The organism is Streptomyces sp. NBC_01717 (genome assembly GCF_036248255.1).
Lineage (GTDB): Bacteria > Actinomycetota > Actinomycetes > Streptomycetales > Streptomycetaceae > Streptomyces.
In genome coordinates, this window is record NZ_CP109178.1 from 5,342,679 (window position 1) to 5,368,522 (window position 25,844).

Annotated in this window: 27 protein-coding genes; 16 read left to right on the plus strand and 11 right to left on the minus strand. The window is 69.6% G+C overall.

Going from position 1 to position 25,844, the window contains the following annotated elements; all coding sequences use genetic code 11:
• Positions 1-8: 8 nt before the first annotated feature.
• Together OHB49_RS24230 and OHB49_RS24235 are read right to left on the minus strand one after the other, a co-directional pair.
• Entirely contained in the window at positions 9-560 is a 552-nt protein-coding gene (locus OHB49_RS24230) for a GNAT family N-acetyltransferase (RefSeq protein ID WP_329162953.1), read from the minus strand.
• Between the two features lie 46 nt (positions 561-606).
• Positions 607-1,413 carry a helix-turn-helix domain-containing protein gene (locus OHB49_RS24235; protein WP_329162955.1) on the minus strand — a complete coding sequence of 269 codons (807 nt, stop codon included), beginning with the start codon at positions 1,411-1,413 and terminating at the stop codon, positions 607-609.
• An 88-nt stretch (positions 1,414-1,501) separates the two neighbouring features.
• Between OHB49_RS24235 and OHB49_RS24240 the strand changes: the two genes are divergently transcribed.
• Positions 1,502-2,074, plus strand: a complete 573-nt coding sequence (locus OHB49_RS24240) for a TIGR03086 family metal-binding protein (RefSeq protein ID WP_329162957.1) — start codon at positions 1,502-1,504, stop codon at positions 2,072-2,074.
• A 435-nt stretch (positions 2,075-2,509) separates the two neighbouring features.
• On the opposite strand, the gene OHB49_RS24245 is transcribed toward OHB49_RS24240, so the two are convergent.
• Positions 2,510-3,619: a hypothetical protein gene (locus tag OHB49_RS24245; RefSeq protein ID WP_329162958.1), complete on the minus strand. Its 1,110-nt coding sequence runs from the start codon at positions 3,617-3,619 to the stop codon at positions 2,510-2,512.
• Positions 3,620-3,820: 201 nt separating this feature from the next.
• Positions 3,821-4,405: a hypothetical protein gene (locus OHB49_RS24250; RefSeq protein ID WP_078852811.1), complete on the minus strand. Its 585-nt coding sequence runs from the start codon at positions 4,403-4,405 to the stop codon at positions 3,821-3,823.
• Positions 4,406-4,689: 284 nt separating this feature from the next.
• Here OHB49_RS24250 and hemL point away from each other — a divergent pair, with 284 nt between their 5' ends.
• The 8 genes from hemL to OHB49_RS24290 all read left to right on the plus strand — a co-directional run bounded on the left by hemL (position 4,690) and on the right by OHB49_RS24290 (position 12,997).
• The gene (gene hemL, locus OHB49_RS24255; RefSeq protein WP_329162960.1) at positions 4,690-5,997 is read left to right on the plus strand and encodes a glutamate-1-semialdehyde 2,1-aminomutase; all 1,308 of its coding nucleotides are present in this window, start codon (positions 4,690-4,692) and stop codon (positions 5,995-5,997) included.
• A complete protein-coding gene (locus OHB49_RS24260; protein WP_329162961.1) occupies positions 5,994-6,680 on the plus strand; it encodes a histidine phosphatase family protein in 687 nt (228 codons plus the stop codon). The genes hemL and OHB49_RS24260 overlap by 4 nt, the downstream gene beginning before the upstream one ends.
• Before the next feature lie 196 nt (positions 6,681-6,876).
• The gene (locus OHB49_RS24265; protein WP_329162963.1) at positions 6,877-8,127 is read left to right on the plus strand and encodes a hypothetical protein; all 1,251 of its coding nucleotides are present in this window, start codon (positions 6,877-6,879) and stop codon (positions 8,125-8,127) included.
• Positions 8,128-8,194: 67 nt separating this feature from the next.
• Positions 8,195-8,806: a TlpA family protein disulfide reductase gene (locus OHB49_RS24270; protein ID WP_329162965.1), complete on the plus strand. Its 612-nt coding sequence runs from the start codon at positions 8,195-8,197 to the stop codon at positions 8,804-8,806.
• Positions 8,807-8,834: 28 nt separating this feature from the next.
• Positions 8,835-9,572, plus strand: a complete 738-nt coding sequence (locus OHB49_RS24275) for a cytochrome c biogenesis CcdA family protein (RefSeq protein WP_078852814.1) — start codon at positions 8,835-8,837, stop codon at positions 9,570-9,572.
• Positions 9,573-9,577: 5 nt separating this feature from the next.
• A complete protein-coding gene (gene resB, locus OHB49_RS24280) occupies positions 9,578-11,311 on the plus strand; it encodes a cytochrome c biogenesis protein ResB (protein WP_329162967.1) in 1,734 nt (577 codons plus the stop codon).
• Entirely contained in the window at positions 11,308-12,399 is a 1,092-nt protein-coding gene (ccsB, locus tag OHB49_RS24285) for a c-type cytochrome biogenesis protein CcsB (protein ID WP_030974313.1), read from the plus strand. The genes resB and ccsB overlap by 4 nt, the downstream gene beginning before the upstream one ends.
• Before the next feature lie 58 nt (positions 12,400-12,457).
• Positions 12,458-12,997 carry an SRPBCC domain-containing protein gene (locus OHB49_RS24290; RefSeq protein ID WP_329162970.1) on the plus strand — a complete coding sequence of 180 codons (540 nt, stop codon included), beginning with the start codon at positions 12,458-12,460 and terminating at the stop codon, positions 12,995-12,997.
• 21 nt (positions 12,998-13,018) lie between these two features.
• Here OHB49_RS24290 and OHB49_RS24295 read toward each other — a convergent pair whose 3' ends face one another.
• From OHB49_RS24295 to OHB49_RS24315, 5 genes are all read right to left on the minus strand, one after another.
• Entirely contained in the window at positions 13,019-14,584 is a 1,566-nt protein-coding gene (locus OHB49_RS24295) for an ABC transporter substrate-binding protein (protein ID WP_329162972.1), read from the minus strand.
• Positions 14,577-16,715, minus strand: a complete 2,139-nt coding sequence (locus OHB49_RS24300) for a hypothetical protein (protein ID WP_329162974.1) — start codon at positions 16,713-16,715, stop codon at positions 14,577-14,579. The genes OHB49_RS24295 and OHB49_RS24300 overlap by 8 nt, the downstream gene beginning before the upstream one ends.
• Positions 16,716-16,844: 129 nt before the next feature.
• Complete coding sequence (locus OHB49_RS24305) at positions 16,845-17,810, minus strand: isopenicillin N synthase family dioxygenase (RefSeq protein ID WP_329162975.1); 966 nt, start codon at positions 17,808-17,810, stop codon at positions 16,845-16,847.
• Positions 17,803-18,285, minus strand: a complete 483-nt coding sequence (locus OHB49_RS24310) for a nucleoside deaminase (RefSeq protein WP_329166599.1) — start codon at positions 18,283-18,285, stop codon at positions 17,803-17,805. Before OHB49_RS24310 ends, OHB49_RS24305 begins: the two co-directional genes overlap by 8 nt.
• Positions 18,286-18,443: 158 nt before the next feature.
• Positions 18,444-18,848, minus strand: a complete 405-nt coding sequence (locus OHB49_RS24315; protein WP_030974325.1) for a PLD nuclease N-terminal domain-containing protein — start codon at positions 18,846-18,848, stop codon at positions 18,444-18,446.
• An 89-nt stretch (positions 18,849-18,937) separates the two neighbouring features.
• On the opposite strand from OHB49_RS24315, the gene OHB49_RS24320 reads away from it, so the two are divergent.
• Together OHB49_RS24320 and mqnP are read left to right on the plus strand one after the other, a co-directional pair.
• Positions 18,938-20,395 (plus strand): menaquinone biosynthesis decarboxylase, encoded by a 1,458-nt coding sequence (locus OHB49_RS24320; protein ID WP_030974326.1) that lies wholly within the window; start codon positions 18,938-18,940, stop codon positions 20,393-20,395.
• Positions 20,392-21,309: a menaquinone biosynthesis prenyltransferase MqnP gene (gene mqnP / locus OHB49_RS24325; RefSeq protein WP_030974328.1), complete on the plus strand. Its 918-nt coding sequence runs from the start codon at positions 20,392-20,394 to the stop codon at positions 21,307-21,309. The genes OHB49_RS24320 and mqnP overlap by 4 nt, the downstream gene beginning before the upstream one ends.
• Here the strand turns inward: mqnP and OHB49_RS24330 are convergent.
• Positions 21,299-21,907, minus strand: coding sequence for a rhomboid family intramembrane serine protease (locus OHB49_RS24330; RefSeq protein ID WP_329162979.1), 609 nt, complete (start codon positions 21,905-21,907; stop codon positions 21,299-21,301). The two genes, mqnP and OHB49_RS24330, sit on opposite strands and share 11 nt — an antisense overlap.
• Before the next feature lie 147 nt (positions 21,908-22,054).
• Here OHB49_RS24330 and OHB49_RS24335 point away from each other — a divergent pair, with 147 nt between their 5' ends.
• Positions 22,055-22,717 carry a UbiX family flavin prenyltransferase gene (locus OHB49_RS24335; RefSeq protein ID WP_030974333.1) on the plus strand — a complete coding sequence of 221 codons (663 nt, stop codon included), beginning with the start codon at positions 22,055-22,057 and terminating at the stop codon, positions 22,715-22,717.
• 23 nt (positions 22,718-22,740) lie between these two features.
• Here OHB49_RS24335 and OHB49_RS24340 read toward each other — a convergent pair whose 3' ends face one another.
• On the minus strand, positions 22,741-22,875 hold the full coding sequence (locus OHB49_RS24340; protein WP_256224108.1) for a hypothetical protein: 135 nt from the start codon (positions 22,873-22,875) through the stop codon (positions 22,741-22,743).
• Positions 22,876-23,007: 132 nt separating this feature from the next.
• On the opposite strand from OHB49_RS24340, the gene OHB49_RS24345 reads away from it, so the two are divergent.
• The 4 genes from OHB49_RS24345 to OHB49_RS24360 all read left to right on the plus strand — a co-directional run bounded on the left by OHB49_RS24345 (position 23,008) and on the right by OHB49_RS24360 (position 25,792).
• The gene (locus tag OHB49_RS24345) at positions 23,008-23,463 is read left to right on the plus strand and encodes an Lrp/AsnC family transcriptional regulator (RefSeq protein ID WP_030974335.1); all 456 of its coding nucleotides are present in this window, start codon (positions 23,008-23,010) and stop codon (positions 23,461-23,463) included.
• Positions 23,464-23,578: 115 nt separating this feature from the next.
• Positions 23,579-24,742, plus strand: a complete 1,164-nt coding sequence (gene mqnE, locus OHB49_RS24350; protein ID WP_030974337.1) for an aminofutalosine synthase MqnE — start codon at positions 23,579-23,581, stop codon at positions 24,740-24,742.
• 141 nt (positions 24,743-24,883) lie between these two features.
• Entirely contained in the window at positions 24,884-25,408 is a 525-nt protein-coding gene (locus OHB49_RS24355; protein WP_329162984.1) for a GNAT family N-acetyltransferase, read from the plus strand.
• An 87-nt stretch (positions 25,409-25,495) separates the two neighbouring features.
• Entirely contained in the window at positions 25,496-25,792 is a 297-nt protein-coding gene (locus OHB49_RS24360; protein WP_030974341.1) for a DUF4229 domain-containing protein, read from the plus strand.
• The last annotated feature ends 52 nt before the right edge of the window (positions 25,793-25,844 follow it).

Below are 25,844 nucleotides of genomic sequence, written 5' to 3' on the forward strand. Positions count from 1 at the left end.
GCGCTGAGCTACGGGGCGGCCTCCGGGGCGAGTTCCAGCCGCCAGTTGTTCGTCAGCAGCACATGGCCGGGCGGGTACTCGAAGTCGCACATGCCGATCAGGGTGAAGCCCGCCTTGCGGCACACCGCGTTCGACGCGGCGTTGTCCACGGACGGGTATGCGTGCAGATGGCGGTGCTTGTGCTCGGCCCGGGCCTGCTCGGCGACAGCCATGGCCGCGGTCGCCGCGATGCCCCGCCCCTGGTATCCCGGGAGGACGGCCCACCCCGTCTCGTACACCTCCTGCCCTCGCCAGGTCCGCTCCCAGAACCCGATGGTCCCCACGGCCTCGTCCCCATCGCCGTCGGTCAGGGCGATCCGGTACATCCTGCCGAGGCCCGTCCGGTCCTCGCTCAGCGCGACATAGCGGTCATGGCGCGCCATGAGCTGCTCCTCGGACTCGGGGCCGCCCAGGTGGTCCATCAGCTCCGGCGCGTTGGCGCGGCGGAGCAGCTCCAGGTCGCCGTCCGACCAGGGCGCGATCCGCACGACGGGCGCCGGCGATGACGAGGTGCGTTCCATACCGAAGACAGTAGGCCGCACCAGTGACAACCACCGGCACCGACCGTCAACGGGTGGCGAGTGCCGTCGGTGGGGCGCCGATCGTCGACGTGAAGTCCCTGGTCAGGTGCGCCTGGTCGCTGTAGCCGAGGTCCGCGGCCAGCTCCGCCCAGTCCACTTCGGGGTCCGACTCGGCGCGTTCCAGCGCCTCGTGGATGCGGTAGCGGAGGATCACCCACTTGGGGCCGACGCCCACGTACGTGGCGAAGAGCCGTTGCAGCGAGCGTGCCGACAGCCCTTCGGTCCGGGCGAGTTCGTCGACCCGGCGCATCGAGCGGTCGGTGCGGACCCGCTCGACCAGGGCCATCGCGCGCTCGGCCTGCGGGTCCGGTTCCGGGGCGAGTGCCAGCAGGTACGCGTCCAGCGCGGCGACCCGCGCGTCCTCCTGGGCCGGGTCCAGCACGGCCGCCACAGGGGCGGGTACGGCGAGGACTTCGTGGGCCAGGAGCCGTCGGCCCGTCCACTCCGACACGGGGCGGCCCGGTGCGAACGGCCGGAAGCCGCCCGGCCGGAACTTCACCGCGCACACCCGTCCCCGGCCCTCCAGCTTCTGGGCGAAGAGTTCGAGTCCGATGCCCGCGACCTCCGCGAAGGCGGCCTCGCCGCTGCTCTCGTGGCGCTGGAAGACCAGGTTCACCGACGGGTGCGGCACCACGTGCGAGGTGTACGGCTCCGGCAGGTCCCAGTCGATCAGCCAGTAGAACGCCACCTGCGCCCGTAGTCCGGGTGCGGGCTCACGCCGGCGGAAGTGCACATGCGAGAAGAGTTCGCGGGCGTCGACGATGCCCCGGGTGTCGCGTCGAGGAGCAGACATGAAAGCGATCCTATGGCGAACATACGTTCGTATCGGTGGTGTCGCGTTTATTCAAGACACGGGCCGCCGCCGGGCGGACGGTCGCAGCATGAAGAAAATCAGTGAACTGCTGGCTGCGGCCGCCGACAGCGCTGCTCCCGTCGTGCGCGGCATCGACGACGGTCGACTGGGTGACCCCACGCCGTGCACGGAGTACGACGTGCGGGCCCTGATCGACCACCTCTTCCAAGTGGTCGTCAACTTCCAGGCCCTGGCGGCCAGAGAGGAGCCGGACTTCGGTGCGAAGCCGACCGCGGTCACCGGGGACTGGCGGGGCCGCTTCGGCGAGGAGACGGCCAAGCTGGTGGCGGCGTGGGACGCGCCGGGTGCGGACGAGGGGACCGCGGGTTCCATGGGGTTCCCCGCCAGAACCGTCGCGCGGATGGTGCTGGGCGACCTGACCGTGCACGCGTGGGACCTGGCACGGGCCACCGGTCAGGAATTCGTCCCCGACGAGGCGGTGGTGGGCGAACTCGGTCCCGGGCTCGCCGAGATGGCTCCGAATGCGCGGAAGGCCAAGGTGTTCGGTGAGCCCTTCCCCGTGCCGGACGGTGCTAGCCCCTTCGAGCGGATGCTGGCTGTGACCGGCCGCGACCCGGGCTGGCAACCGCCTCGGGCGTGAGCCCCGGGGCTCCCGAGACGCCGGTGGCTCCCGAGGCGCCCCTGACTCCCGTGGCCCCCGTGGCCGGAATCGTCCCTCCTGAGGTGCCGTAGATCCCCTCCAGCCTCGCGTGCGCCCCGTCGACGATCTCCTCGGCGGACGCGACCATCCCGCGCTCGGAGAGGCGCGCCGCCTGATGGGTGTACGGGGACGGCGGCGCCGGATGCCGGCGCCGCCACCACGTCTCGCACCCTGCGTAGATCCCCACGGCGAAGACCAGGACCGGGATGGACAGGGGCAGCAGAATGTCGCCCACGAGCAGGCCTCCTCGATGTCGATGCCTCGCACACCGACCGCACCGGCGTATCGGCTGTATGGGGTACATCGGCAGGGCCGGCAGGTCTGCTGAAGATCATTCTTCGGCCAATGAATGGCGGAATATGGGCGTATGGCGGCTTACGAGTCCAAGGCCCACAGGTGCACGGCGTCCCCGCTCCCGGACACCGTGTACCAGGTGCCGTCGCCGAGAGCCGTCGGAGTGCCGGAGACCGGGAAGGGGTACGCGACCTGACCGGCCGGGCGCATCCCCGTCGCGTCCAGCAGCCAGTGCCGCACCGGCCCGCACTCCTCGTCCTGATCCGTACTGGAGATGGCCGTCTCCTTGTCCACGAACCCGCACTCGTAGTCCCACATCACATCGTCGGCGTCGAAGTCGTCCGGGTCCGCGTCGGGGTGACGCGGGACGGCGTCCGCGGCCTCGATCTCGGCCACCACCGCACCGTCCGAGACCCGGTGCAGAGCCAGCGAGTCCAGATCGTGAGCCACTGTCAGGAAGTGCTCGCCCGTGGGGCTCACGGAGGTCAGGATCCGCTCCTCCTCGCCGAAGTGCTCCACGGACAGCTCCGTCCCGTCCCACCGCCCCCACAGCAGCGGCGCCCCGTCCTGGCCCTCGCCGACGCTCAGCCCCATCTGCGCCGGATCGGGATGCGGTACGTGCTCCGAGCCCGCCGCCACGGTCTCCGCGTCCGCCCGCCCCAGCACCCGCCCGTCGGCGGCATCGATGACCAGCCACTCGTCGAGTGCCTCCGGATCCGGCCCGGCCGTCGCCACGGGGCCGCGGACGTGGGCCCACACGAGCGACCCGTCCGCCGAGAACACCGCCGAGCCGCTGTCCGCGTACAGGTGTGACCGGCTGTCCGCGTACTCGTCGAACGACTCGTGCAGGATGCGGCAACCGCCCTCCCAGCAACCGTGCCGAACCTCCCAGCGCACCGCCCCCGCCGGATCCACGGCGCGTACCGAATGCACCCCCGCGAAGACCGCGAGATCCCCGCCCGGCGCCACCGTGAACGTACCGAAGCGACGCGGCCAGGGGGCCGGGAAGCGGGTCTGCGGGGCGGACGGGTCGTCCAGGTCGACGGCGACCGCCTCGAAATCGCCGCGCTGAATCAGCAGACGGCGATCCGGCCACCGCAGGACGGACGGCGCGTACGCGGCGTCACGATCCCGGTCCAGGGGTGCGGTGAGCGTGGCGACAAGGCGAGCGGATGCGGCACTGGTGGTCATGGGTCCCCTCCCGAACGTGCAGCGTGCAGCGTGCACGAGAACAGGGGAGAACCGTAGAGCCCCGGGGTGACAGCCGCGCTACGGGGTGGCGTCGGAACCGGCTCAGGACCAGGTCAGGACGGGACCGGGACGAGGGCAGGGCACGTCCGCGGCAGGACCGGGACCAGGCCGGCGCACGCCCAGGGCCGGATCAGGATCGGCTCAGGGCCACACCAAGCAGTACGCCTGGTGCCCCGCGTCATGCAGACGATGGCTGAAATCCTGCCACTCGTGGAGCAGCTGGTAGACGTTGAACGCGTCACGCGGGCCGCCGCGGTCCGGGACCGTGGACCAGATGAAGGCCGCAGCGCCGACCGACTCCTCGCCGACGTCGCGCAGCGGGTCGACGACCGTCATCGGAAGCTTGACCACCGCGTAGTCGGGGTGCAGGACGACCAGTTCCAGCGGGGGGACCTTGTGCAGGGGTATGCCCTGGATGCCGGTGAGCACCATGGCCGCGACCGTCTCCGGCTTGATCTTGCTGAACATGCCGCCCATGCCCAGCTCGTCACCGCCGAGTTCCTCGGGACGCATCGAAATGGGCACGCGTGCGGCAGTGGCCCCGTCGGGGGCCCCGAAATATTTGTAAGTCACCCCCACCCGACCACCACTCCTGCTCCCGGCCTGTGCACTGCCGGCCTGATGTATGCCCTGCTTGCGCTCAGCCTCACGCCGGTGCCGACCTCGCCGGGCAGGCTCGGGCCCCAGGTCGTCGGTCCCTTCGCCCACTCCGCCACCGCGATGCATATCTCATCCACCCGACTACTACTTAGGAGACACAGCCCCCGCCGCGCAACCCGATCATCGTGTCAGTGACCTCCCCCACGGGCGTGGTGTGAAACACCCGTCCGCAAGACCGTCGGTGGCTCTGACACCATGGCTTGTGTGAGCTTTCCCTATGACGCCCCAGTTTCGCAGACGAGAGAGGGCTGACGCCCTTTCGTCATACGAGGAGATCACGCTTCCTGCTCATTGGCGGCCGGATTTCCGGCCCGGCCCCCCGACCTCCCGAATCGCAGATCAGGACCAAAGTGCCGTATTCATACGAAGCCCCAGTTTCGCAGACGCTTTTCGACCGGGCGTCCCTCGTGACGCCCGGCGGCGTGAACTCTCCCGTACGTGCCTTCCGGGCCGTGGGCGGTACGCCCCGCTTCATGGTGTCCGGTGCCGGTCCGTACCTCACCGACGCCGACGGGCGTGAGTATGTCGACCTCGTGTGCTCGTGGGGGCCGATGATCCTCGGCCATTCCCACCCCGAGGTCATCGCCGCAGTCCAGGAGGCTGTCGCCCGCGGCACCTCGTTCGGTACGCCCGGTGAGGGCGAGGTCGCGCTCGCCGAGGAGATCGTGGCCCGGATCGAGCCCGTGGAGCAGGTACGGCTGGTGTCGTCCGGCACCGAGGCGACCATGTCCGCGATCCGGCTGGCGCGGGGGTTCACCGGCCGTGCGAAGGTCGTGAAGTTCGCCGGCTGCTACCACGGGCACGTGGACGCGCTGCTCGCCGCCGCCGGGTCCGGGGTCGCGACCTTCGGTCTTCCGGATACCCCCGGGGTCACGGGCGCGCAGGCCGGCGACACGATCGTGCTGCCGTACAACGACCTGGAGGCCGTGCGGACCGCCTTCGCCGCGCACCCCGGCGAGATCGCCTGTGTGATCACCGAGGCGTCGCCGGGCAACATGGGCGTAGTGCCGCCGCTGGACGGCTTCAACGCCGGGCTCAAGGAGATCTGCGCCGCCAACGGTGCGCTGTACATCTCCGACGAGGTCATGACCGGATTCCGTACCTCGAAGGCCGGCTGGTTCGGCGTCGACGGGGTGCGGCCCGACCTGATGACCTTCGGCAAGGTCATGGGCGGCGGCTTCCCGGCCGCGGCCTTCGGCGGGCGCGCCGATGTGATGGCGCACCTCGCCCCCGTCGGCCCCGTCTACCAGGCGGGCACCCTCTCCGGTAACCCGGTCGCCACCGCCGCCGGGCTCGCCCAGCTGCGGCTGCTCGACGACGCGGCGTACGCGAAGGTCGACGCGGTCTCCGCGGAGATCCAGGCCCTGGTGAGCGAGGCGTTCACCAAGGAGGGCGTGGCGCACACGGTGTCCGCGGCCAGCAACATGTTCTCCGTGTTCTTCACGGACCAGCCGGTGCGGAACTACGAGGACGCCAAGAAGCAGGAAGCCTTCCGCTTCACCGCCTTCTTCCACTCGATGCTGGCGCAGGGCGTCTATCTGCCGCCGTCCGCGTTCGAGTCCTGGTTCGTCTCCACCGCCCACGACACGCAGGCCGTCGAGCGGATCGCCGCCGCGCTGCCGGCCGCCGCCCGCGCCGCATCGGAGGCCACCGCATGAGCCCGGCCGACAAGGGCATCACCGTCGTCCATCTGATGCGTCACGGGGAGGTGCACAACCCCGAGGGTGTGCTCTACGGACGGCGCCCCGGCTACCACCTCTCCGAACTCGGCCGGCAGATGGCCGACCGGGTGGCCGAGCACCTGGAGAAGCGCGACATCACCCATGTCGTCGCCTCCCCGCTGGAGCGCGCCCAGGAGACGGCGACACCGATCGCCAAGACGCACGGCATCGACCTGGCCACGGACGAGCGGCTGATCGAGGCGGCCAACGTCTTCGAGGGCAAGACCTTCGGGGTCGGCGACGGTGCGCTGCGCAAGCCGGACAACTGGAAGCACCTCACCAACCCGTTCCGCCCGTCCTGGGGCGAGCCGTACATCGAGCAGGTCGTACGGATGATGGGCGCCCTCGACGCCGCGCGCGACGCGGCCCGCGGGCACGAGGCGGTCTGCGTCAGCCATCAGCTGCCGATCTGGATCGTCCGGAGCTTCGTCGAGCGGCGGCGGCTCTGGCACGACCCGCGCAAGCGGCAGTGCACGCTCGCCTCGCTGACCACCTTCACGTACCAGGGCGACAAGATCGTCTCAGTCGGCTACACCGAGCCGGCCCGCGATCTGGTGCCTGCGCATCTGCTGGCCGGTGCCAAGCCGGTGAAGGGGAAGTCCAAGGCGTTCGGAGCCTAGATCCTTCCCTCTGCCAACTCTGCGGGCCCCGCCGATCCGTCGGCCGGGGCCCGCGCCGCGTCCGGCCGGCGTCGGGTGGGGGCGGGTCTCGACGGGAGTCATGTGCCGATCGGCGGAACCACCGTGCTGTTCAACCCATCTAAGCCTTCGCCAGTTTGTATGGAGTTGGGCCAAAACGACCGCAGATGGGGATGCCATGCGCGATATCAGCCGAAGGAGTCTGCTCACCGCCGGACTGGGAGCGGCGGCTGCCATCGGGATGGCGGGCTGCGGTTCCCTGGACTCTGCCGTGAGGGGCGGGCCGGGCTCCGGCACCGGGGAGCGGTCGGGCGGCAAGGCCGAGGGAAGCGGTGCCGGGGACAAGGACGTGCGGGAGATCGGGGACGGTTCCACCGCTGACACCGGAGAGCAGCCGAACCAGCCTGCCGCGCCGGTCCCGCTGGAACCCGGGCAGACCCCGCCGCAGTTCGTGATCTTTTCCTGGGACGGGGCGGGCGAGGTCGGCACCGGGCTCTTCGCGCGTTTTCTCGAACTCGCCAAGGACCACGACGCGGCGATGACCTTCTTCCTCTCCGGTCTCTATCTGCTGCCCGAGTCGAAGAAGTCCCTGTACCGACCGCCGAACAACGCCATCGGCGCCTCCGACATCGGATATCTCACCGATGATCACATCAAGGCGACGCTGGACCAGGTACGCCGGGCCTGGCTGGACGGTCATGAGATAGGCACGCACTTCAACGGGCATTTCTGTGCCGGTTCCGGATCGGTCGCCCACTGGACGCCCGACCAGTGGGAGAACGAAGTCGATCAGGCGGTCTCCTTCGTCACCGAATGGCGCACCAATACCGGTTGGACCGATCTCGACCCGCTGCCTTTCGATTACCGCAAGGAACTCATAGGCGCCCGCACGCCCTGTCTGCTGGGCCAGGACAATCTGCTGCCCACCGCGCGCAAACTGGGGTGGCGCTACGACGCGAGTTCGCCCGGCGGCACCCAGATCTGGCCGGAGAAGCGCCAGGGGCTGTGGGATCTTCCGCTCCAGGCCATACCGTTTCCAGGGCACTCGTTCGAAGTGCTGTCGATGGACTACAACATCCTTGCCAACCAGTCGAAGAACTCCACCCAGGGAATACCGTCGCGTTTTCCGGCCTGGCGTGAGCAGGCCATACAGTCGTATCTCGCCGGTTTCGAGCGGGCGTACAAGACGAATCGTGCACCGTTCTACATCGGCAACCACTTCGAGGTGTGGAACGGTGGCATCTATATGGATGCGGTCGAGGAGACCATCAAAAGGATCGCGGGGAAGCCGGATGTGCGGCTCGTCTCGTTCCGGCAGTTCGTCGACTGGCTCGATGTCCAGGACCCGGCCGTGCTTGCGAAGCTCCGTACCCTCGAGGTCGGCGAGTCGCCCGGCGGTGGCTGGAACACCTTCTTTAAACAGGCCTGACAACGGTCTTTACGGGCACCGAGGGGGGTGCGCAAGATCCCCGAAACCGCCATGCGAAACTTTTCACATGAGCTTTGGCCGCGCACCCCGACGCCGCTTCACCCTGCTCGCCGCCCCCGCAGCGGCCGCCGCGCTGGCGCTGACCCTGACGGCCTGCGGTGGTGACGGCAACAAGGCCGGCGGTGGCGGCAACTCCCACTTCGTCACCGGCAGTGGCGGGATCTCCACCGTGGCCGAGGCGGACCGCCAGGACGCGCCGAAGCTCGACGGGGCGGCGCTGGACGGCAAGCCCCTCGACGTCGCCGACTACAAGGGCAAGGTCGTCGTGCTGAACGTATGGGGCTCGTGGTGCGGCCCCTGCCGGCTGGAGGCCAAGCACTTCGCGAAGGTGTCGAAGGAGACCGCGAGCCAGGGAGTCCAGTTCATCGGGATCAACACCCGGGACGCCGAGAAGGGCCCGGCGGTGAACTTCGAGAAGGACAACGGCATCACCTACCCGAGCTTCTTCGACCCGATCGGCAAGCTCATCCTCCGCTTCCCCAAGGGGACGCTGAACCCGCAGGCCATTCCGTCGACCGTGGTCATCGACCGGGACGGGAAGATCGCGGCCCGCACCCTCGTCGCCCTCGACGACGTCAAGCTCCACAAGATGATCGACCCGCTGATCGCGGAGAAGTGATCACGTGCTCACGCTCGCCGCGACCGGTATGAACACGACCGTGTTCAACGGGGCCCTTCTGGTGGCCCTGCCCATCGCCGTACTCGGCGGACTGGTCTCGTTCTTCTCGCCGTGCGTGCTGCCGCTGGTGCCCGGCTACCTCTCGTACGTCACCGGGGTCAGCGGGACCGATCTGGCCCAGGCCAGACGGGGGCGCATGGTCGTCGGCGCCTCGCTCTTCGTGCTCGGCTTCTCCGCCGTGTTCGTCTCCGGTGGTGCGCTCTTCGGCTATTTCGGGCAGCGGCTGCAGGATCACAGCGAGGTCATCTCCAAGATTCTCGGCGTCCTGATGATCCTGATGGGCGTCTTCTTCATGGGGCTGATGCCCTGGATGACCCAGCGCGAGTTCCGCATCCACAAGCGGCCGGTGTCCGGCCTCGCCGGAGCGCCGCTGCTCGGGGTGCTGTTCGGGGTCGGCTGGACGCCGTGCCTCGGCCCGACGCTCACTTCTGTGCAGACGCTCGCCCTCGAACAGGGGACCGCCGGGCGCGGGGCCGTACTGACCCTCGCGTACTGTCTCGGACTCGGCCTGCCGTTCGTGCTGGCCGCAGTCGCCTTCCGTAAGGCGCTCGGTGCCTTCGGATGGGTCAAGCGCCACTACGTATGGGTCATGCGGATCGGCGGCGCAATGATGATCGTGACCGGCCTGCTCCTGCTGACCGGTGTGTGGAGCAGCATGATGCAGGAACTGCAGGGCTGGTCCAACGGCTTCACGGTGGGGATCTGAGTTCCATGAGCAACACCAAGACCGACGCGGCCGACGAGCGCGAGCGCGAGAGCCGACAGGAGCGGGAGAACGCGGCCGAGCTCGGCGCGGCCGGCTCGCAGCTCTCCACGGCGCCGCGCGAAGAAGCCCTGACCGCACTGCCCGCCATGGGCGTCATCGGCTGGGTGCGCTGGTTCTGGCGCCAGCTCACCTCGATGCGGGTCGCGCTGATCCTGCTCTTCCTGCTCTCGCTCGGGGCCATCCCCGGCTCGCTGATCCCGCAGAACAGCGTGGACGAGCTGAAGGTGCAGACCTTCAAGGAAGCCCACACCACCGTCACGCCGATCTACGAGAAGCTCCAGTTCTTCGACGTCTACAGCTCGGTGTGGTTCTCCGCGATCTACATCCTGCTGTTCGTCTCCCTCATCGGCTGCATCGTGCCGCGCACCGGCCAGTTCATCGGCCAGCTGCGCAGCCGGCCGCCGGGCGCCCCGAAGAGGCTGACCCGGCTGCCCGCGTACACGACGTGGCGCACCGCCGCCGAGCCCGAGCAGGTCCGCGAGGCCGCGCTCGTGATCATGCGCAAGCGGCGCTTCCGGGCGCACGCGGACGGCGATGCGGTCGCCGCCGAGAAGGGCTATCTGCGCGAGGCCGGGAACCTGATGTTCCACGTCGCGCTGATCGTCATGCTGGTGGCCTTCGCCACCGGGCAGCTCTTCAAGTCCGAGGGCGGCAAGCTGATCGTCGACGGCGACGGCTTCTCCAACACGCTGACCCAGTACGACGACTTCAAGTCCGGATCGCTGTACGACACGGACTCGCTCGCCCCGTTCAGCTTCACCCTCGACAAGTTCGTCGGCACGTACGAGCGCAACGGCCCGCAGATCGGCACCCCACGCAAGTACGAGGCCCACGTCACGTACTCCGAGGGTGCGTACGGCAAGCCGAAGAAGGCCGTCATCAAGGTCAACGAGCCGCTGGTGGTCGACGGCTCCAAGGTCTATCTGATCGGGCACGGCTACGCCCCCGTCGTCTCCGTCAAGGACGGCAAGGGCAAGGAGGTCTACAAGGCCGCCGTTCCGCTGCTGCCGATCGACAGCAACGTCACCTCGACGGGCGCGATCAAGGTGATGGACGGCTACCGCGACAAGAACGGCAAGAAGGACCAGCTGGGCTTCCAGGCCTTCTTCGTGCCGACGTTCGCGGGCAACGGCAAGGGGACGATGTTCTCCCAGTTCCCGGCCGCGGACTTCCCGGTACTGGCCCTCAACGGGTACCACGGCAGCCTCGGTGTCGACTCCGGACTGCCGCAGAACGTGTACCAGCTGAACACCTCGAAGATGAAGGCGTTCAAGGACAGCAAGGGCGACAAGCTGAAGCAGCGGCTGCTGCCCGGCGAGACGATGAAGCTGCCGGACGGCGCCGGATCGATCACCTTCGAGGGAATCGAGCAATGGGCCAGCTTCCAGATCTCGCAACAGCCCGCCAGCGGCTGGGCGCTCACCGGAGCCATCGGGGCCATCGCCGGTCTGGCCGGGTCATTGTTCATCCAGCGGCGCCGGGTCTGGGTCCGGGCCGTACGCGGGGCGGACGGCGTCACCGTCGTCGAGATGGCGGGCCTGGGCCGCAGCGAGTCCGCGAAGCTTCCCGAGGAGCTGGCCGATCTCGCGGTCACACTCAATGACATGGCGCCCACCGCGCCCGACGACGCATCTGCCGAAGCACTTTCCGAAGAACCTGCCGAAGGGGCTGAGAAGTGAATCTCGCCGCCGCAACCAACGAGAATCTGGCACACACCAGCAATGTGCTGATCTATTCGTCGATGGCCGTCTACACCATTGCCTTCTTCGCGCACATCGCGGAGTGGGTGTTCGGCAGCCGCAGCAAGGTCGGCCGCACCGCCGCCGCGCTGACCGGGGCCGGAGCCGTCGGCGCCTCCTCGGCGAAGATCCAGGTCCAGGTCGCGCAGAAGGGTGGCGCCACTGCCGTACTGGACCGACCGAAGATCATTACGCGTTCCGCCGCCGGTTCGCGCGATGTCCCGGACGGGCCCGGCGCCGCCGGCGGCACGTTCAAGGGTGATCTCTGGGGGCGGATCGCGGTCTCCATGACCGTGCTCGCCTTCCTCGTCCAGACCGGCGGGGTCGTCGCCCGCGCGCTCTCCGTGCAGCGTGCCCCCTGGGGCAACATGTACGAGTTCTCGATCACCTTCTCCACGGTGGCCGTCGCCGCGTACCTGATCCTGCTCGCGCTGAAGAAGAACGTCCGCTGGATGGGCCTGCTGCTGGTCACGACCGTCCTGCTGGACCTCGGCATCGCGACCACCGTGCTCTACACGTCCAGCGACCAGCTGGTGCCCGCACTGCACTCGTACTGGCTGTGGATCCACGTCTCCACCGCCATCATCTGCGGCGCGGTCTTCTACATCGGTGCGGTCGGCACACTGCTGTACCTGTTCCGCGACAGCTACGAGAGCAAGCTCGCGAACGGCGTCGAGCCCGGCTCGTTCGCCCAGTCCGTACTGTCCCGGCTGCCCGCCGCGGCGACCCTCGACAAGTTCTCGTACCGCGTCAACGCCGCAGTCTTCCCGCTGTGGACGTTCACGATCATCGCGGGCGCGATCTGGGCGGGCGACGCCTGGGGCCGCTACTGGGGCTGGGACCCCAAGGAGGTCTGGTCCTTCATCACGTGGGTCGCCTACGCCTGCTACCTGCACGCCCGCGCCACCGCAGGCTGGAAGGGCCGTAAGGCCGCGTATCTGGCGCTGATCGCCTTCGGCTGCTGGCTCTTCAACTACTACGGCGTGAACATCTTCGTCACCGGCAAGCACTCCTACGCCGGCGTCTGAGCCACCCGCCACCGTCCGTACGGGTGCGGATCCCGCTCCACCGGGCCACGCTGGAACCATGAGCGACACGCACCCGGTGATCGAACGTGGCGCGGCAGAGACCGACGGCGACCGCCACATCCTGCGGTTCACGCTCCGGCTGCCCCACCCCGTGTCACGGGTGTGGGCAGCCGTTGCCGGTTCCGAGGGGCTGCGGGACTGGCTCGCCGCCGCCGAACCGTTCGAACCGCGCATCGGCGGTGCGATCACGCTGCGCTGGCTCAACACCGACCAGGACGGGAATGCCACGGTCGCCTCCGGCACCGTCACCGCCTGGGACGTCGAGCGGGTGGCCGAATACACCCTCGAAGGAGTGCACGGCCGGATCCGCTTCCACCTGGAGCCACCGCGCGGCGACCATGTGGTGCTGCGCTTCACCAATGAGTTCCGCGGCGACGACGCTCTGCGGCTGGACTGCCTGGCGGGCTGGCACAACCACTTCGAGTACCTGGTGGAGGCGCTGGACGGGCGTCCCGCCGACTGGTCCGCGGGGACGCTCACCCGGTGGCAGGAGCTGCGGGACGGGTACGCGGCGGACGGCGGTCGGGGCGCGGGCTGACGGTCCGGGCGGCGGTGGCGGTCAGGGGGCGGACGACGGTGGCAGGCAGTTCCGCGCCGGGGGCTTCCCTTCCGGCCAGGCGATCGCCACGAACCGCTGCGAGGCGTCCTCGGGCGCCAGCTCCACCACCGGCACCGCCTTGTTGTACGGGTTGCCGTGGTTGTCCAGGCAGATCCAGCCGCTGGCCCCCGACACCCGCAACGACCCCTTCACCCGTGGCCACTGCTCGCCCACGTCCGCGGGCTCCGGAAGGCGCTTGCCGCCCGGCGTCGCCTGACGGATGCCGTGCACAGCCGTCGCCATCGCGTCGTAGGCGATGATCACCTGGCCGTCGGTCAGATCCTGCCGACCGGCCGGGCCGATCGGACCCACCGGCTTCTTCCCCACCACCTCCAGCAGATCCAGGAACTCCTGGTAGTCGGCAGGGGAGCCGCCCGTCATCTCCTTCGCCCCGCCCTTCCCCGCCGCCCAGGCGTCCGGATGCGCGAGCGAGGCGTAGCGGACCGTCACCTTCCGGCGCAGCGTGTTCCGGTCGAGCTTCTTGTCGCCACCGAGATACGAGCCTTCGTCGCCGGTGAGCACGGTGAACGCCCGGTTCTGACAGCCGCGGGCCCCGAGTGCATTGATGAACTGCCGCAGCTGGGTGTGGCGCCCGGCGAAGAACACCGTCTCCGCGCCCGAGTCGCAGATCAGATGCGTGATCTGCTGGAACGTGTTGGCCGTGGTGCCCTCGTCGGTCGGGTCCTTCGGCGAGGTGAACAGCTGCGGCTCGTAACGGGTGCCCTTCACCAGCGCGGCGAACGCCGCCTTCAGCGTGTCCGTGTAGTGGTCCCCGGTACGGGTGTCCTGGACCAGCAGCGCCTTGTCGGCCCGCACCTTGCCGAACTGGGCGAGGGCGCGCGCCTCGTCCCGGTTGGTGGGGGAGACCCGGGCCAGCCCCGGGAACGGGTCGCCCTTCGGGCTGTTGGCGATGTCGTCTGCGGTGATCGTCGAACCGACGACCGCGATGCGCGCGGCGGTCAGCTCCTTGACCGCCGACTTCACCTGCGTACTGCTGGTGGCCACTCCCGACACGGCCCGCAGCCGGTCCGGGGCGCCCGTCATCGTCTTCAGACGGTCCACCGTGGGGCGCCAGAGCAGGTTGTTCTTCCCGGTGTTGGCGAGCAGCAGACGGATCTTCGGCACCTGGTCGTTCGACAGATGGTTGGCCCGGTACTGCTCGGCGAACGCGCCCTGCAGCTCCCGCCGCATCTTGGTGCCCATCGAGCCGTCGGTCGACGTCAGCGGCAGCAGCAGCGCGACGGAGACGTACCGGCCCGGCTTCAGTCCGGCGTTCTCCCGCCCGATCGCCGCGGCGACATCGGTCAGCTTCGGCATCCCGAAGTCGTAGCCGGAGCCGGAGACACCGATGCACTCGTCACTGCCCTGCGGACGCTCGACGCCCGGCACGCACCGCCGGTTCTCCGGGGCCGTGAGCCGGCCGACGCCGTACCACCCGGAGGTGATCACGAGCGCCCCCACCACGATCGTGGTGACGATCTTCTGCCGGGCCGTGTACCAGACGCGATAACGCAGCGGATTACGCATGCGAGCCACCGTCCCCCTGTGTCCGTCCTGGTCCCTGCGCGGTGGCCGGCGGGCGGGCCGGCGGCCCCGGTGGCATGGAGAGCGGCCGCCACGCCCTGATGTCCTGCGGCCAGTGCGTCGCCGCGTCCCAGAGCACACTGTTGCCCGTCGGGTGCCTGCCGGACAGCTGCCGCAGCTCGAAGGCCATCTTCTCGGTCACCTCGTCGTCAGGCAGCGCCAGCGGATCGGAGAGCAGCCAGACGGCGTGCAGCAGCCGCTCCAGCTGCAGCTGGAGCTCCGTCGCCCGCTCGTCGAGCCCGGCGAGCCCCGTCTCCTCGTCCGGCAACGAACCGGCCGGCTCCCGCCCCAGGGCGATCGCCCGCCGCGGATCGGGGCCGGCGCTGCCGGGCGCGCGCGGATACGGCGCGGCGGCGATGAACCGCAGCGCGCCCAGCCAGCGCATCACGTCGGTGAGCGCGAACTGCACCCGCAGATGGGTCACACAGGCCCCGGCCCCGCCCAGTACCAGCTCCTGGTGCAGGCGGTGCGGGACGCTCGGGAAGCTGCCCCCGGGCACATAGGCCGTGCGGAGCGACTCGTGCACCGCACGCCACATCGCGTAATGCGGGTGGTCGCCGTCCTGGAACCGCAGCCGGTGCAGCAGCAGCGACCGCAGCAGCGGATCGGCGACGAAGTGGTCGGGACCGACCTGCCAGTCCTCCGACCGCAGCACATCCCGTACGAGCAGCGCCACATCGCCGTCCATCGAGACCCCGCGCAGCCGCGTCCGCGCCAGCAGCCGGGCGGACTCCTCGCCGTGCGCGGCGGCCAGCACACTCAGGACGTCCGGACGCTGCCCCGGCAGCAGCTGCTTCAGCAGCTCGTCCGCCACCCGCACCGGCGGCCGGTCCTCGCGCAGTTCCACCGTGCAGTCGAACAGTGCCCCGGGCACCAGTGCCGCCGTTTCCCCCGCCTCACCCGCCGCCTGCGCGAGCAGCGCCACCCCGAGCGGGCGCCCGCCCGTCAGCCGGTGCACACCGCGGGCCAGTCCGGCCGGGGTGCGGCCCGCCGGATCGAACCGGTCGAACGCCGCCTGCACCTGCGTGGCGGTCAGCGGGGTGAGGTCCACCGCGAGGATCCCGGACGTCACCTCCGTGGACCTGGCCCAGTGCGAGGCGTGCGCCACCTCGGGCAGCCGGTGCCGCACCGCATGGCTCAGCCCCTCGTGGTCACGGGCCCGCGACGAGGCGAAGACGGCGATCTGATCGCGGCCCCCGGCGCCGCGCTGCCGCAGCAGCGGCTCGACCAGCTGCCGCCCCAGCACCGTGTGCGCATTGTCGAGCAGCAGCACCGGACGGCCCCGGCGGGCGCCGCGTGCCGTACCCCGGTAGGCCCGGACCAGGTCCTCGACCAGCGCCATCACCAGATGGTCCTCGGCGCGGCGGCGCAGATCGCCGCCGCGCTCGAAGTCCACGGCCAGCTGCCGCAGCCCGATCCGGCCGTTGCCACCCGCCTGCGGATAGCCCCCGTACCAGTCCGCCGACCGCCGCTGGAACCGGCTGAACGTCTCCTCCAGCACCGTCTCCACGGTCGCCTCCGCGACCAGCCCCGCCAGCGGAACCATCGAGTCGAACGCGCTCGCCGCCAGCTTCGTCAGCACCTTCGCGACCCAGCCGGTCGCCGCGCCCCCCTTGGTGTCGACCGTGGCCAGCACCGGACCGAGCGACTGAAGATCCCGCTGTGCCCGGGTCTCGTCCTCCCGGCTCCAGGAGATCGAGGCGACCGCCACCAGCCCGAGACTCAGCCGCGGGAACTGCACCGGCCGCGCTCCATGCACCCGCACCGTCAGCTGCGCCGCGAGCTCCGGCAGCGCGCCGGTGACCGGAGTCCAGCCGGGGCCGGGGTCCTCGGGCGGGACGACCGCCTCGCAGTCGACCAGGGCGACCGGGGTGATCTCCCGGTACACATGACGCAACTGCTTGAGCACCGCGGTCTTGCCCATGCCGCGCCCGCCGGTCAGCACGACGACGGGCGGATCGTCGCGGTGCTCGTAGGCAGCCCTGGCGGAGCCGGTGGGGGTGAGACCTGTCAGACGCGCCGCAAGTCCGTCGTTGCCGAAGATCGCCTCGCGCCCGTACAGCTCTCTGTCCACAGCACCCCCAGTGCCGACACCGTGCATGAACTGTCACACCGTCAACATCAGGATATCGACGGTGTGTTGGAGGGGGGTGAAGATTTTCGAACGATACGGGCGGTGCCGCCGGCCGGCCGCGGATCCTCGTCAGCCGACCGAGATCGCGTCCAGTTTCGCGCGCAGATACGTGTGGGAGTCCACCGGCTCGTGGGTGACCCGGCCGGTCGGCGCGGGCACCGACTCGACTGTGGTGCGAGGGTCGCACTCATAGAAATAGACGAGCGACATCAGCTCCTCGGCGGGGGCGTCGGAGGGCGGCGGCAGCACCCGGTGCCGGCCCGAGCGCCAGCGGTCGCCCGTCCAGCGTGCCATCAGGTCTCCGATGTTGATGGTGAACGCCTCGGGGTCGTACGGGGCGTCCTCCCAGCCGTTGTCGTCCGTGAAGACCTGCAGCCCGCCCTTGCCGGTCTGCCGGTCGAGGACCGTGACGGTACCGAAGTCGGTGTGCGGGCCGATCCGGAACTGACCCGGCTCCGGCTCCCCGACCACTTCGGTGCCCGGATACCAGTTGATGTTGAAACCCCAGGTGGGATGCGTGGTGTGCCGGGTGAAGAAGTCCTCGGGCTCACCGAGCGCGGCACCGAGCAGCTCCAGCAGCCGGTCCGAGAGGGTCCGCATCTGCGCGAGGTACTCCGTCACCAGGGCCCTCAGCCCGGGCGCCTCGTGGGGCCAGGTGTTGGGCAGGAACCACTCGGCGTCGATCTCCGGGTCGCCCGTGGGGTCCTCGGCGGCGAAGGAGAGCGACTCCTTGAGGTCCGGGGGCGTCCGGGTACCTTCCGAGCTGCCGTTGGCCTCGGCGCCGGGGCCGAGCCAGCCACGGCCGCCGACCTTGACGGCGTACGGCTTCTTCGCCGCGGCGGGCAGCCGGAAGAACCCCCGTGCGGCGTCGCGGATCGCGGTCCGCAGCGCGGGGTCCACGCCGTGCCCGGTGACCAGCAGGAAGCCCGCCGCCCGCAGCGCCGCGTCGACGGTCGCGGCGGTCTCCCGGCGGGCCCCGGCGTCGCCGGAGAGCCACGGTCGCAGATCGATGGTGGGAATCCCGGGCTCACTCATCGCCGATGTCCTCGTTCCATACATCCGGGTGGTCCTGGACGAAGGCGCGCATCATGGCGGTGCACTCGGCGTCGTCGAGGAGCACGACCTCGACGCCGTGCCGGGCCAGCCAGTCGTGCCCGCCGTGGAAGGTGGCCGCCTCGCCGACGACCACCCGGGAGATCCCGAACTGGCGGACCAGACCGCTGCAGTACCAGCACGGCGAAAGGGTGGTCACCATCGTCGTGCCACGGTACGAGCGCTGCCGCCCGGCGGCACGGAAGGCCGCGGTCTCCGCGTGCATGGACGGGTCGCCGTCCTGGACACGGCGGTTGTGCCCGCGGCCGAGGAGTGAGCCGTCCGCCCCGTACAGCGCGGCGCCGATCGGAATGCCGCCCTCGGCCAGTCCGGCGCGGGCCTCCGCGACGGCGGTCGCGAGGCGCTCCCTGTCGACGTCACGGCCGGTGCCCCCGGCTTCGCCCCTGCCGTCGTCCATGTCCCTCATGCCGTTCACTCTCCCGGTCACGGAACGCCGGGGCAACGTGCGGTCCCCGGTCGCCCGTCGTCCTCAGTCGCCGGCCGGGCTCGGTCTCCGAGTCGGCCGGGCCTCGGAACGCGAACCGACGGCTGCTGTAGCCGTGAACCTGCGTGCGGTCACGAGGCGGGCGGAGCGGACTCCTCCGGGCCGGCCCCGCTCTCGCGGCGCTTGAGCTCCTCCTCGCGGCGGCGCAGATCCGCCTCCCAGTCCTTGAGGAGCGACTCGTCCTTCTTGTTCTCCTCCTTCAGCTCCTTCAGGAATTCCGGATTGTCGTCCGGTGCCACCCACTCGTGGCGGTGGTTGCGATGCCATTCCGACGGCGTACGGCCCCCGGCGGGCGCGTGGCGCATCTTGCCCGCGCCCAGCCACACGAGCGGGCCCACGATCCAGAACAGCAGAATGATGAAGACCCAGGCGATCTTCGGCAGATGCTTGGCCTCGTCCTCCGGGGTGTTCAGGCAGTCGATGAACGCGTAGATCGTCAGTGCCAGAGGCAGGAGATAGATCAAGGCCCGGAACATGGTGAAGGGGTCCCCCCGCGAAGAGATGTCGGGGCGCTGTCCCGCCCCGGTGACGGGGCCAGGGTAGCCCGTGGCCGATACTTGTCCGCATGGCTTACGACGATCTTCGTTCCCTCCTCCGGGCGCTGGAGCGCGAGGGCGAGCTCAAGCGCATCAAGGCCGAGGTCGACCCCTATCTGGAGGTCGGCGAGATCGTCGACCGGGTGAACAAGGCGGGCGGGCCCGCGCTGCTCTTCGAGAACGTCAAGGGGTCGTCGATGCCCCTGGCCATGAACGTGTTCGGGACGGACCGGCGGCTGCTGAAGGCGCTCGGGCTGAAGTCGTACACCGACATCAGCGACAAGATCGGCGGCCTCCTCAAGCCGGAGCTGCCGCACGGCTTCGTCGGGGTGCGCGAGGCGTTCGGGAAGCTCGGCTCGATGGTGCACGTACCGCCGAAGAAGGTGAAGTCGGACAACGCTCCTGTGCAGGAGGTCGTCCTCACCGGCGACGACGTGGACCTGGATCAGCTGCCTGCGCTCTTCACCTGGCCCGAGGACGGCGGCTCCTTCTTCAACCTGGGGCTCACCCACACCAAGCACCCGGAGACCGGCGTACGGAACCTGGGGCTCTACCGGCTCCAGCGCCACGACCGGCGCACCATCGGGATGCACTGGCAGATCCACAAGGACAGCCGCAACCACTACCAGGTCGCCGCCAAGCGCGGCGAGCGGCTGCCCGTCGCGATCGCGTTCGGGGCGCCGCCGGCGGTGACGTACGCCTCCACTGCCCCGCTGCCCGGGGACATCGACGAGTACCTCTTCGCCGGGTTCATCCAGGGCAAGCGGATCGAGATGGTCGACTGCAAGACCGTGCCGCTGCAGGTCCCGGCGCACGCGGAGGTCGTTATCGAGGGGTGGCTGGAACCCGGGAAGATGCTTCCCGAGGGGCCGTTCGGCGACCACACCGGGTTCTACACGCCGCAGGAGCCCTTCCCCGCGCTCACCATCGACTGCGTGACCATGCGGAAGCGTCCGCTGCTCCAGTCGATCGTGGTGGGCCGGCCGCCGACCGAGGACGGCCCGCTGGGGCGGGCCACCGAGCGGTTCTTCCTGCCGCTCCTGAAGATCATCGTGCCGGACATCGTGGACTACCACCTGCCGGAGTCCGGCGGCTTCCACAACTGTGCGATCGTCTCCATCGACAAGAAGTACCCGAAGCACGCCCAGAAGGTGATGAGTGCCATCTGGGGCGCGCACATGATGTCGCTGACCAAGCTGATCGTCGTCGTGGACTCCGACTGCGACGTCCACGATCTGCACGAGGTCTCCTGGCGGGCGCTCGGCAACACCGACTACGCCCGGGACCTCACCGTCACCGAAGGCCCGGTCGACCATCTCGACCACGCCTCCTACCAGCAGTTCTGGGGAGGAAAGGCCGGCATCGACGCGACGAAGAAGTGGCCCGAGGAGGGCTACACCCGGGACGGGGGCTGGCCGAACATGGTCGAGTCCGACCCGGAGACGGCGGCGAAGGTCGACCGCCGGTGGAAGGAGTACGGGCTGTGAGTGCGGCCGAAGCGGCGCTGGGCCCCGGGCCCGCGCAACCGACCGGCAGGGTCAAGGCGTTCTTGCGGCTCGTGATGATCGAGCACTCGGTCTTCGCGCTGCCCTTCGCCTACATCGCCGCGCTGAGCGCGATGTTCCAGCTCGACGAGAACATCCACTGGGGGCGGCTGCTGCTCATCACCGTCGCGATGGTCGGGCTCCGCACGTTCGCGATGGCCGCGAACCGGATCATCGACCGCGAGATCGACGCGCGGAACCCGCGTACCGCTAATCGCGAGCTGGTCACCGGTGCTGTCACCGTGAGGTCGGCGTGGACGGGTGCGCTCGTCGCCGTCGTCGTCTTCCTCGGGGCCGCCGCCCTGCTGAACCCGCTCTGTCTGGCGCTCGCGCCGATCGCCGTCGTACCGATGGTCGTCTACCCGTACGGCAAGCGGTTCACCCACTACCCGCACGCCATCCTGGGTATCGCGCAGGCGATGGGGCCCATCGGTGCCTGGCTCGCGGTCACCGGCAGCTGGTCGTGGGACGCGGTGATCCTCGGCCTCGCGGTGGGTGTCTGGATCGGTGGCTTCGACCTGATCTTCGGCTGCCAGGACGTCCAGGCGGACCGCGCGCACGGCGTGCTCTCGGTCCCGGCCCGCTTCGGCATCCCGGCGGCGCTCTGGGGGGCCAGGGTCTGCCACGTGGTGACGACCGGGCTGCTGGTCTGGTTCGGGCTCGCGACGGGCGCAGAGCTCTTCTACTGGATCGGCATGGTGATCGTCGCCGTGGCGTTCGTGTACGAGCACCGCGTGGTGCGGCCGCACGACCTGTCCCGGCTGAACCGGGCGTTCTTCTCCGTCAACGGGTTCATCGGGATCGCGCTGTTCGCATGCGCCCTGCTGGACCTGCTGGTGCGCGGCCTCACACCGTGAACGCGGGAGGCACGGGACGGGTGGCGCGGCGCGGGCGACGGAACGCGAACGCCGCGCCCACCCCGCCGATCAGCCCGAACAGATGCCCCTGCCAGCTGATCCCGGAGTCGGTCGGCAGCACGCCCCACAGCAGCGAGCCGTAGACCACGGCGATCACGACGCCCACCACTATGTCGAGCGGTCTGCGGTCGACGAAGCCGCGGACCAGCAGATAGCCGAAGAGGCCGAAGACGACGCCGGACGCGCCGAGCGTGACCGTGTGCGGCGGTGCGGTGAGCCAGACGCCGAAGCCGCTGACCACGATGACGGTGAGGGCGACGGCGGCGAACCGGCGTATCCCGCCGAGGGCGGCGATGAAGCCGAGGACCAGCAGCGGGAGGGTGTTGGAGGCGACGTGCTCCCACCCGCTGTGCAGGAACGCGGCGGGCACGATGTCGAGCAGCTCGCCCGGCTCGCGCGGGGTGATGCCGTAGGTGTCGAGCGCCTGGCCGGTCGACATGTCGATGGATTCGAGCACCCACAGGAGTGCGACCCAGCCCAGCATCAGCGCGCCGGCCGTCACCGCCCGTGCGGACGTGCCTGTACGGGTACCGGTCATGGCCGCCCCCCTGTCCGTGGCCCGTTCACAGCCGCCCTCGGCTCTGTCCCGGGCCTGTCCTTCATCTGTCGGAACGCCCGAAACCCCTCGCTCGGTTCCGCAGGCCGTGCGCCGGATAGGCTCGGGTGTGTGGAATCCGGGACTTCAGTGAGTCAGCAGCAGCGGCAGCCTTGGATTGTCGGGGTTTCCGGTGCTTCGGGCACACCATTCGCCGCCGCCGTGCTGCGCGGTCTGCTGGCCGCGGGGGAGAGCGTCGATCTGGTGGTGAGTCGGGCCTCGCGGCTGACGCTGCTGGACGAGACCGGGATCGCCTTCCGTGACGCGCACTGGCAGGAGGACCTGCGGAGCTGGCTGGCGCGCGGGGCGGACGGGAAGCCGCACACATTCGATGTGGAGGTCGACCGGGTGCGGCACTGGGCGGCCGGTGATCTCGCGGCCGGGCCGTCCTCGGGCTCGTACCCGGCGAAGGGGATGCTGATCGTGCCGGCCTCGACGGCCTGTGTGGCCGGAGTGGCGCTCGGGCTTTCGAAGGATCTGCTGCAGCGGGCCGCGAGCGTGACGCTCAAGGAGCGGCGGAAGCTGGTCGTCGCGGTGCGTGAGACTCCGCTGAACGGTCAGACACTCAAGCATCTGGTGGCCCTGGACGAGGCGGGCGCCGTGGTGCTGCCCGCCTCTCCGGCGTTCTATGCGGGCGCGACGCACATCCAGGATCTGGTGGACTTCGTCGCGGGGCGGGTGCTCGACGCGGCAGGGGTGCCGCATCGGCTGTACCGCCGGTGGGAGGGGGAGCTCGGTGGCTCCCGTGGCTGAGGCCGGCCCGGTGGGGCCGGGGGTCAGCGCTTCTTCGGGGCGCGCTGGGTGCGGGTCCTGTCGATCTCGCGCGCGGCGGCGGGCTGGTGGGCACGCGAGCGGTTGGCCAGGTCCTGCAGCTCGCGCATCCGGGCGTAGGCCATCTCGATCGTGTACACGGTGTCTTCACTCCTGAGGATTCGAAAGAACTTCTTTGAAAATCTGAAAGATCTGCAGGGCGTGGACCCTGTATGCCTTAGATTCTATACGTAAACTCGCGGTACTGCTGAACAATGGAAGGTTTCAGTCATATGGACGCGGTGGACAGGCAGCTCATCCAGGCCCTCAGGGAGAACGGCAGGGCCTCGTACGCCGAGCTCGGGCGGCTCGTCGGGCTCTCCGGGCCCAGCGTCACCGACCGCATCAATCGGCTGGAAACCGCCGGTGTCATCACCGGCTACCGCGCCACCGTCGACGCCGCCTCGCTCGGTCTCGGGGTCACGGCCCTGATCGGCATCTCGCTCTCCGACGCCGCAGACCACGAGGACGTCGCACGCCGGCTCAAGGACCTCGAGGAGATCGAGGACTGCTGGTTCATCGCGGGCGACGACTCGTACATGCTCAAGGTGCGCGTCGGTGACGTCGACGGCCTGGAGAAGACCATTCGCCGGCTCAGCGGTACGAAGGGCGTCTCCCGTACCCGCACCACGATCGTGCTCTCCACCAAGTGGGAGAACCGGGTCGGGGAACTTCCCGAGGAGTCGTAGGCGTAACGTGGTGGAGCCCCCGGGTGACCAGGGGTTCCACGGGGGGGTTCCACAGAGTGTCCCCGGGGGAGCGCACTTACCGCACAGCAGTCAGAGACATCTGGGAGGCAGCCGCATGGACGTCGGGCTCAAGCGCGAGCTGGAGGAGAAGGTCCGCGCAGGGGAGCGGCTGACCCGTGAGGACGGCATCGCCCTCTACGCGTCGGACGATCTGGCCTGGCTCGGCGGCCTCGCCCACGAGGTGCGCACGCGCAAGAACGGCGACGTCGTGCACTTCAACGTCAACCGGCACCTCAACATGACGAACGTGTGCACCGCGTCGTGTGCGTACTGCTCGTTCCAGCGCAAGCCGGGCGAGAAGGACGCGTACACCATGCGCATCGAGGAGGCGGTCCGTCTCGCGAAGGCGATGGAGGGCGAGAGCCTCACCGAGCTGCACATCGTCAACGGGCTCCACCCCACGCTGCCGTGGCGCTACTACCCGCGCTCCCTCAGCGCGCTGAAGGAAGCCCTTCCGCAGGTCTCCCTCAAGGCGTTCACCGCCACCGAGATCCACCACTTCGAGACCATCTCCGGGCTCTCCGCCTCCGAGATCCTCGACGAGCTGATCGAAGCCGGTCTGGAGTCGCTGACCGGCGGTGGCGCGGAGATCTTCGACTGGGAGGTCCGCCAGCACATCGTGGACCACAACACCCACTGGGAAGACTGGTCGCGTATCCACCGCCTCGCGCACGAGAAGGGGCTGAAGACCCCGGCGACGATGCTGTACGGGCACATCGAGGAGCCGCGTCACCGCGTCGACCACGTGCTGAGGCTGCGTGAGCTGCAGGACGAGACCGGCGGCTTCCAGGTCTTCATCCCGCTGCGCTACCAGCACGACTTCGTCGACATGAAGGACGGCAAGGTCCGCAACAAGCTGCAGGCGCGGACGACGATGGCGACCGGCGCCGAGGCGCTGAAGACGTTCGCCGTCTCGCGTCTCCTCTTCGACAACGTCCCGCACGTCAAGGTCTTCTGGGTGATGCACGGGGTGCAGACGGCCCAGCTCGCGCTCCAGCACGGCGCGGACGACATGGACGGTTCGGTCGTCGAGTACAAGATCACGCACGACGCGGACAACTACGGCACGCCGAACAAGCTCGGCCGCGACGACCTGCTGGACCTGATCCGGGACGCGGGCTTCCGCCCCGTCGAGCGGAACACCCGGTACGAGATCATCCGCGAGTACCCGGGGCCGGACGCGGAGCGCCGTGAGTCGCCGCAGCCGATGCGGGTCTGACGCGCGGTTCGCTCCGCCGCCGTCGAACTGCCCGGCGCGGATCTCTCTGTACGAAAGCCCCGGCCGCCGTCCCCGGCCGGGGCTTTCTCGCGTTGTGGACGGCGCTTGAGGCGATGGTGCTGTAATAGCTAATCTGCCGCTATGGCGCTTACATTTGAGGTGGATCCCAAGTTCGACAGCACCCTGCGGGACGGCATCTGTGCACTCTGGGCGGATGTCTCCAACGCGGGTGGTGCCGTCGGCTTCGTGCCACCCGTCACCACCGAGGACATCCGGCCCGAGCTGGTCAAGCACATCGTGTCGATGGCCGAGGGCCGCACCCGGCTGCTGGTCGGGTACGACGAGAAGGGCGCCGTCGCCGCAACGGCCTTCCTCGTCCGCAACACCCACCGGCTGATGTCCCACTGGCTCTGGCTCTACACGGTGATGGTCCACCCCGGCCACCAGGGCAAGGGTTACGGCCGCGAGCTGATGTCCGCCGCGGCGGAGGCCGCCCGCGGGACCGACGGGATAGAGGCCATCCGCCTCACCTGCCGGGGCGGCACCGGGGCCGACCGCTTCTACGCGACGTGCGGATACAAGGAGGTCGGCCGGGTACCCGGCGCGATCCGGGTCGCCGACGGGGACGACCGCGACGACATCATCATGCTGCTCCCGCTGGGGTGACCCGCCGGCCCGCCCGCCGAAGTGATCGAATTCGGGGCATGCTTCACTGGTCGGGCAGGGTTGTCGTACGTAGAGAGAAGGCCAGCCGTGTCCGCTGCCAAGCCGAGCGCAACGATCCGGTACACGCTGATGCGCCTCAGTATCTTCGTCGGCTGTCTCGCCGTCGTCGCCGTGGCCGTCACCTATGGTGTGCTGCCCTCCGGGCTCGGCGGATCCAACGTCATGTGGATCGTCATGCTCGCCCTGCTGCTCTCCGCGCCGCTCAGCTACATCCTGCTGCGCAAGCAGCGCGACGAGATGTCCGCGCAGATCGCCCCCAAGATCGACCGCGCCAAGGCCCGGCTGGCGGCGAACCAGGGCCAGGAGGACGGCGTCGCCCCGTAGTGCCGCGGTCCGCGTGAAGCCCGCGTGAGGGCGGGGTAAGGGTTACGTAAGG

Coding starts and splice junctions, on each gene's coding strand:
- OHB49_RS24330 (WP_329162979.1), bottom strand. CDS start 21,907: ATGACCGGTACCCGTACAGGCACGTCCGCACGGGCGGTGACGGCCGGC.
- OHB49_RS24230 (WP_329162953.1), bottom strand. CDS start 560: ATGGAACGCACCTCGTCATCGCCGGCGCCCGTCGTGCGGATCGCGCCC.
- OHB49_RS24295 (WP_329162972.1), bottom strand. CDS start 14,584: ATGCGTAATCCGCTGCGTTATCGCGTCTGGTACACGGCCCGGCAGAAG.
- OHB49_RS24270 (WP_329162965.1), top strand. CDS start 8,195: ATGAGCTTTGGCCGCGCACCCCGACGCCGCTTCACCCTGCTCGCCGCC.
- OHB49_RS24245 (WP_329162958.1), bottom strand. CDS start 3,619: ATGACCACCAGTGCCGCATCCGCTCGCCTTGTCGCCACGCTCACCGCA.
- OHB49_RS24275 (WP_078852814.1), top strand. CDS start 8,835: ATGAACACGACCGTGTTCAACGGGGCCCTTCTGGTGGCCCTGCCCATC.
- OHB49_RS24265 (WP_329162963.1), top strand. CDS start 6,877: ATGCGCGATATCAGCCGAAGGAGTCTGCTCACCGCCGGACTGGGAGCG.
- OHB49_RS24320 (WP_030974326.1), top strand. CDS start 18,938: ATGGCTTACGACGATCTTCGTTCCCTCCTCCGGGCGCTGGAGCGCGAG.
- OHB49_RS24310 (WP_329166599.1), bottom strand. CDS start 18,285: ATGGACGACGGCAGGGGCGAAGCCGGGGGCACCGGCCGTGACGTCGAC.
- OHB49_RS24260 (WP_329162961.1), top strand. CDS start 5,994: ATGAGCCCGGCCGACAAGGGCATCACCGTCGTCCATCTGATGCGTCAC.
- OHB49_RS24240 (WP_329162957.1), top strand. CDS start 1,502: ATGAAGAAAATCAGTGAACTGCTGGCTGCGGCCGCCGACAGCGCTGCT.
- OHB49_RS24305 (WP_329162975.1), bottom strand. CDS start 17,810: ATGAGTGAGCCCGGGATTCCCACCATCGATCTGCGACCGTGGCTCTCC.
- OHB49_RS24345 (WP_030974335.1), top strand. CDS start 23,008: ATGGACGCGGTGGACAGGCAGCTCATCCAGGCCCTCAGGGAGAACGGC.
- OHB49_RS24315 (WP_030974325.1), bottom strand. CDS start 18,848: ATGTTCCGGGCCTTGATCTATCTCCTGCCTCTGGCACTGACGATCTAC.
- resB (WP_329162967.1), top strand. CDS start 9,578: ATGAGCAACACCAAGACCGACGCGGCCGACGAGCGCGAGCGCGAGAGC.
- OHB49_RS24250 (WP_078852811.1), bottom strand. CDS start 4,405: ATGCATCGCGGTGGCGGAGTGGGCGAAGGGACCGACGACCTGGGGCCC.
- OHB49_RS24235 (WP_329162955.1), bottom strand. CDS start 1,413: ATGTCTGCTCCTCGACGCGACACCCGGGGCATCGTCGACGCCCGCGAA.
- mqnE (WP_030974337.1), top strand. CDS start 23,579: ATGGACGTCGGGCTCAAGCGCGAGCTGGAGGAGAAGGTCCGCGCAGGG.
- OHB49_RS24355 (WP_329162984.1), top strand. CDS start 24,884: ATGGCGCTTACATTTGAGGTGGATCCCAAGTTCGACAGCACCCTGCGG.
- OHB49_RS24290 (WP_329162970.1), top strand. CDS start 12,458: ATGAGCGACACGCACCCGGTGATCGAACGTGGCGCGGCAGAGACCGAC.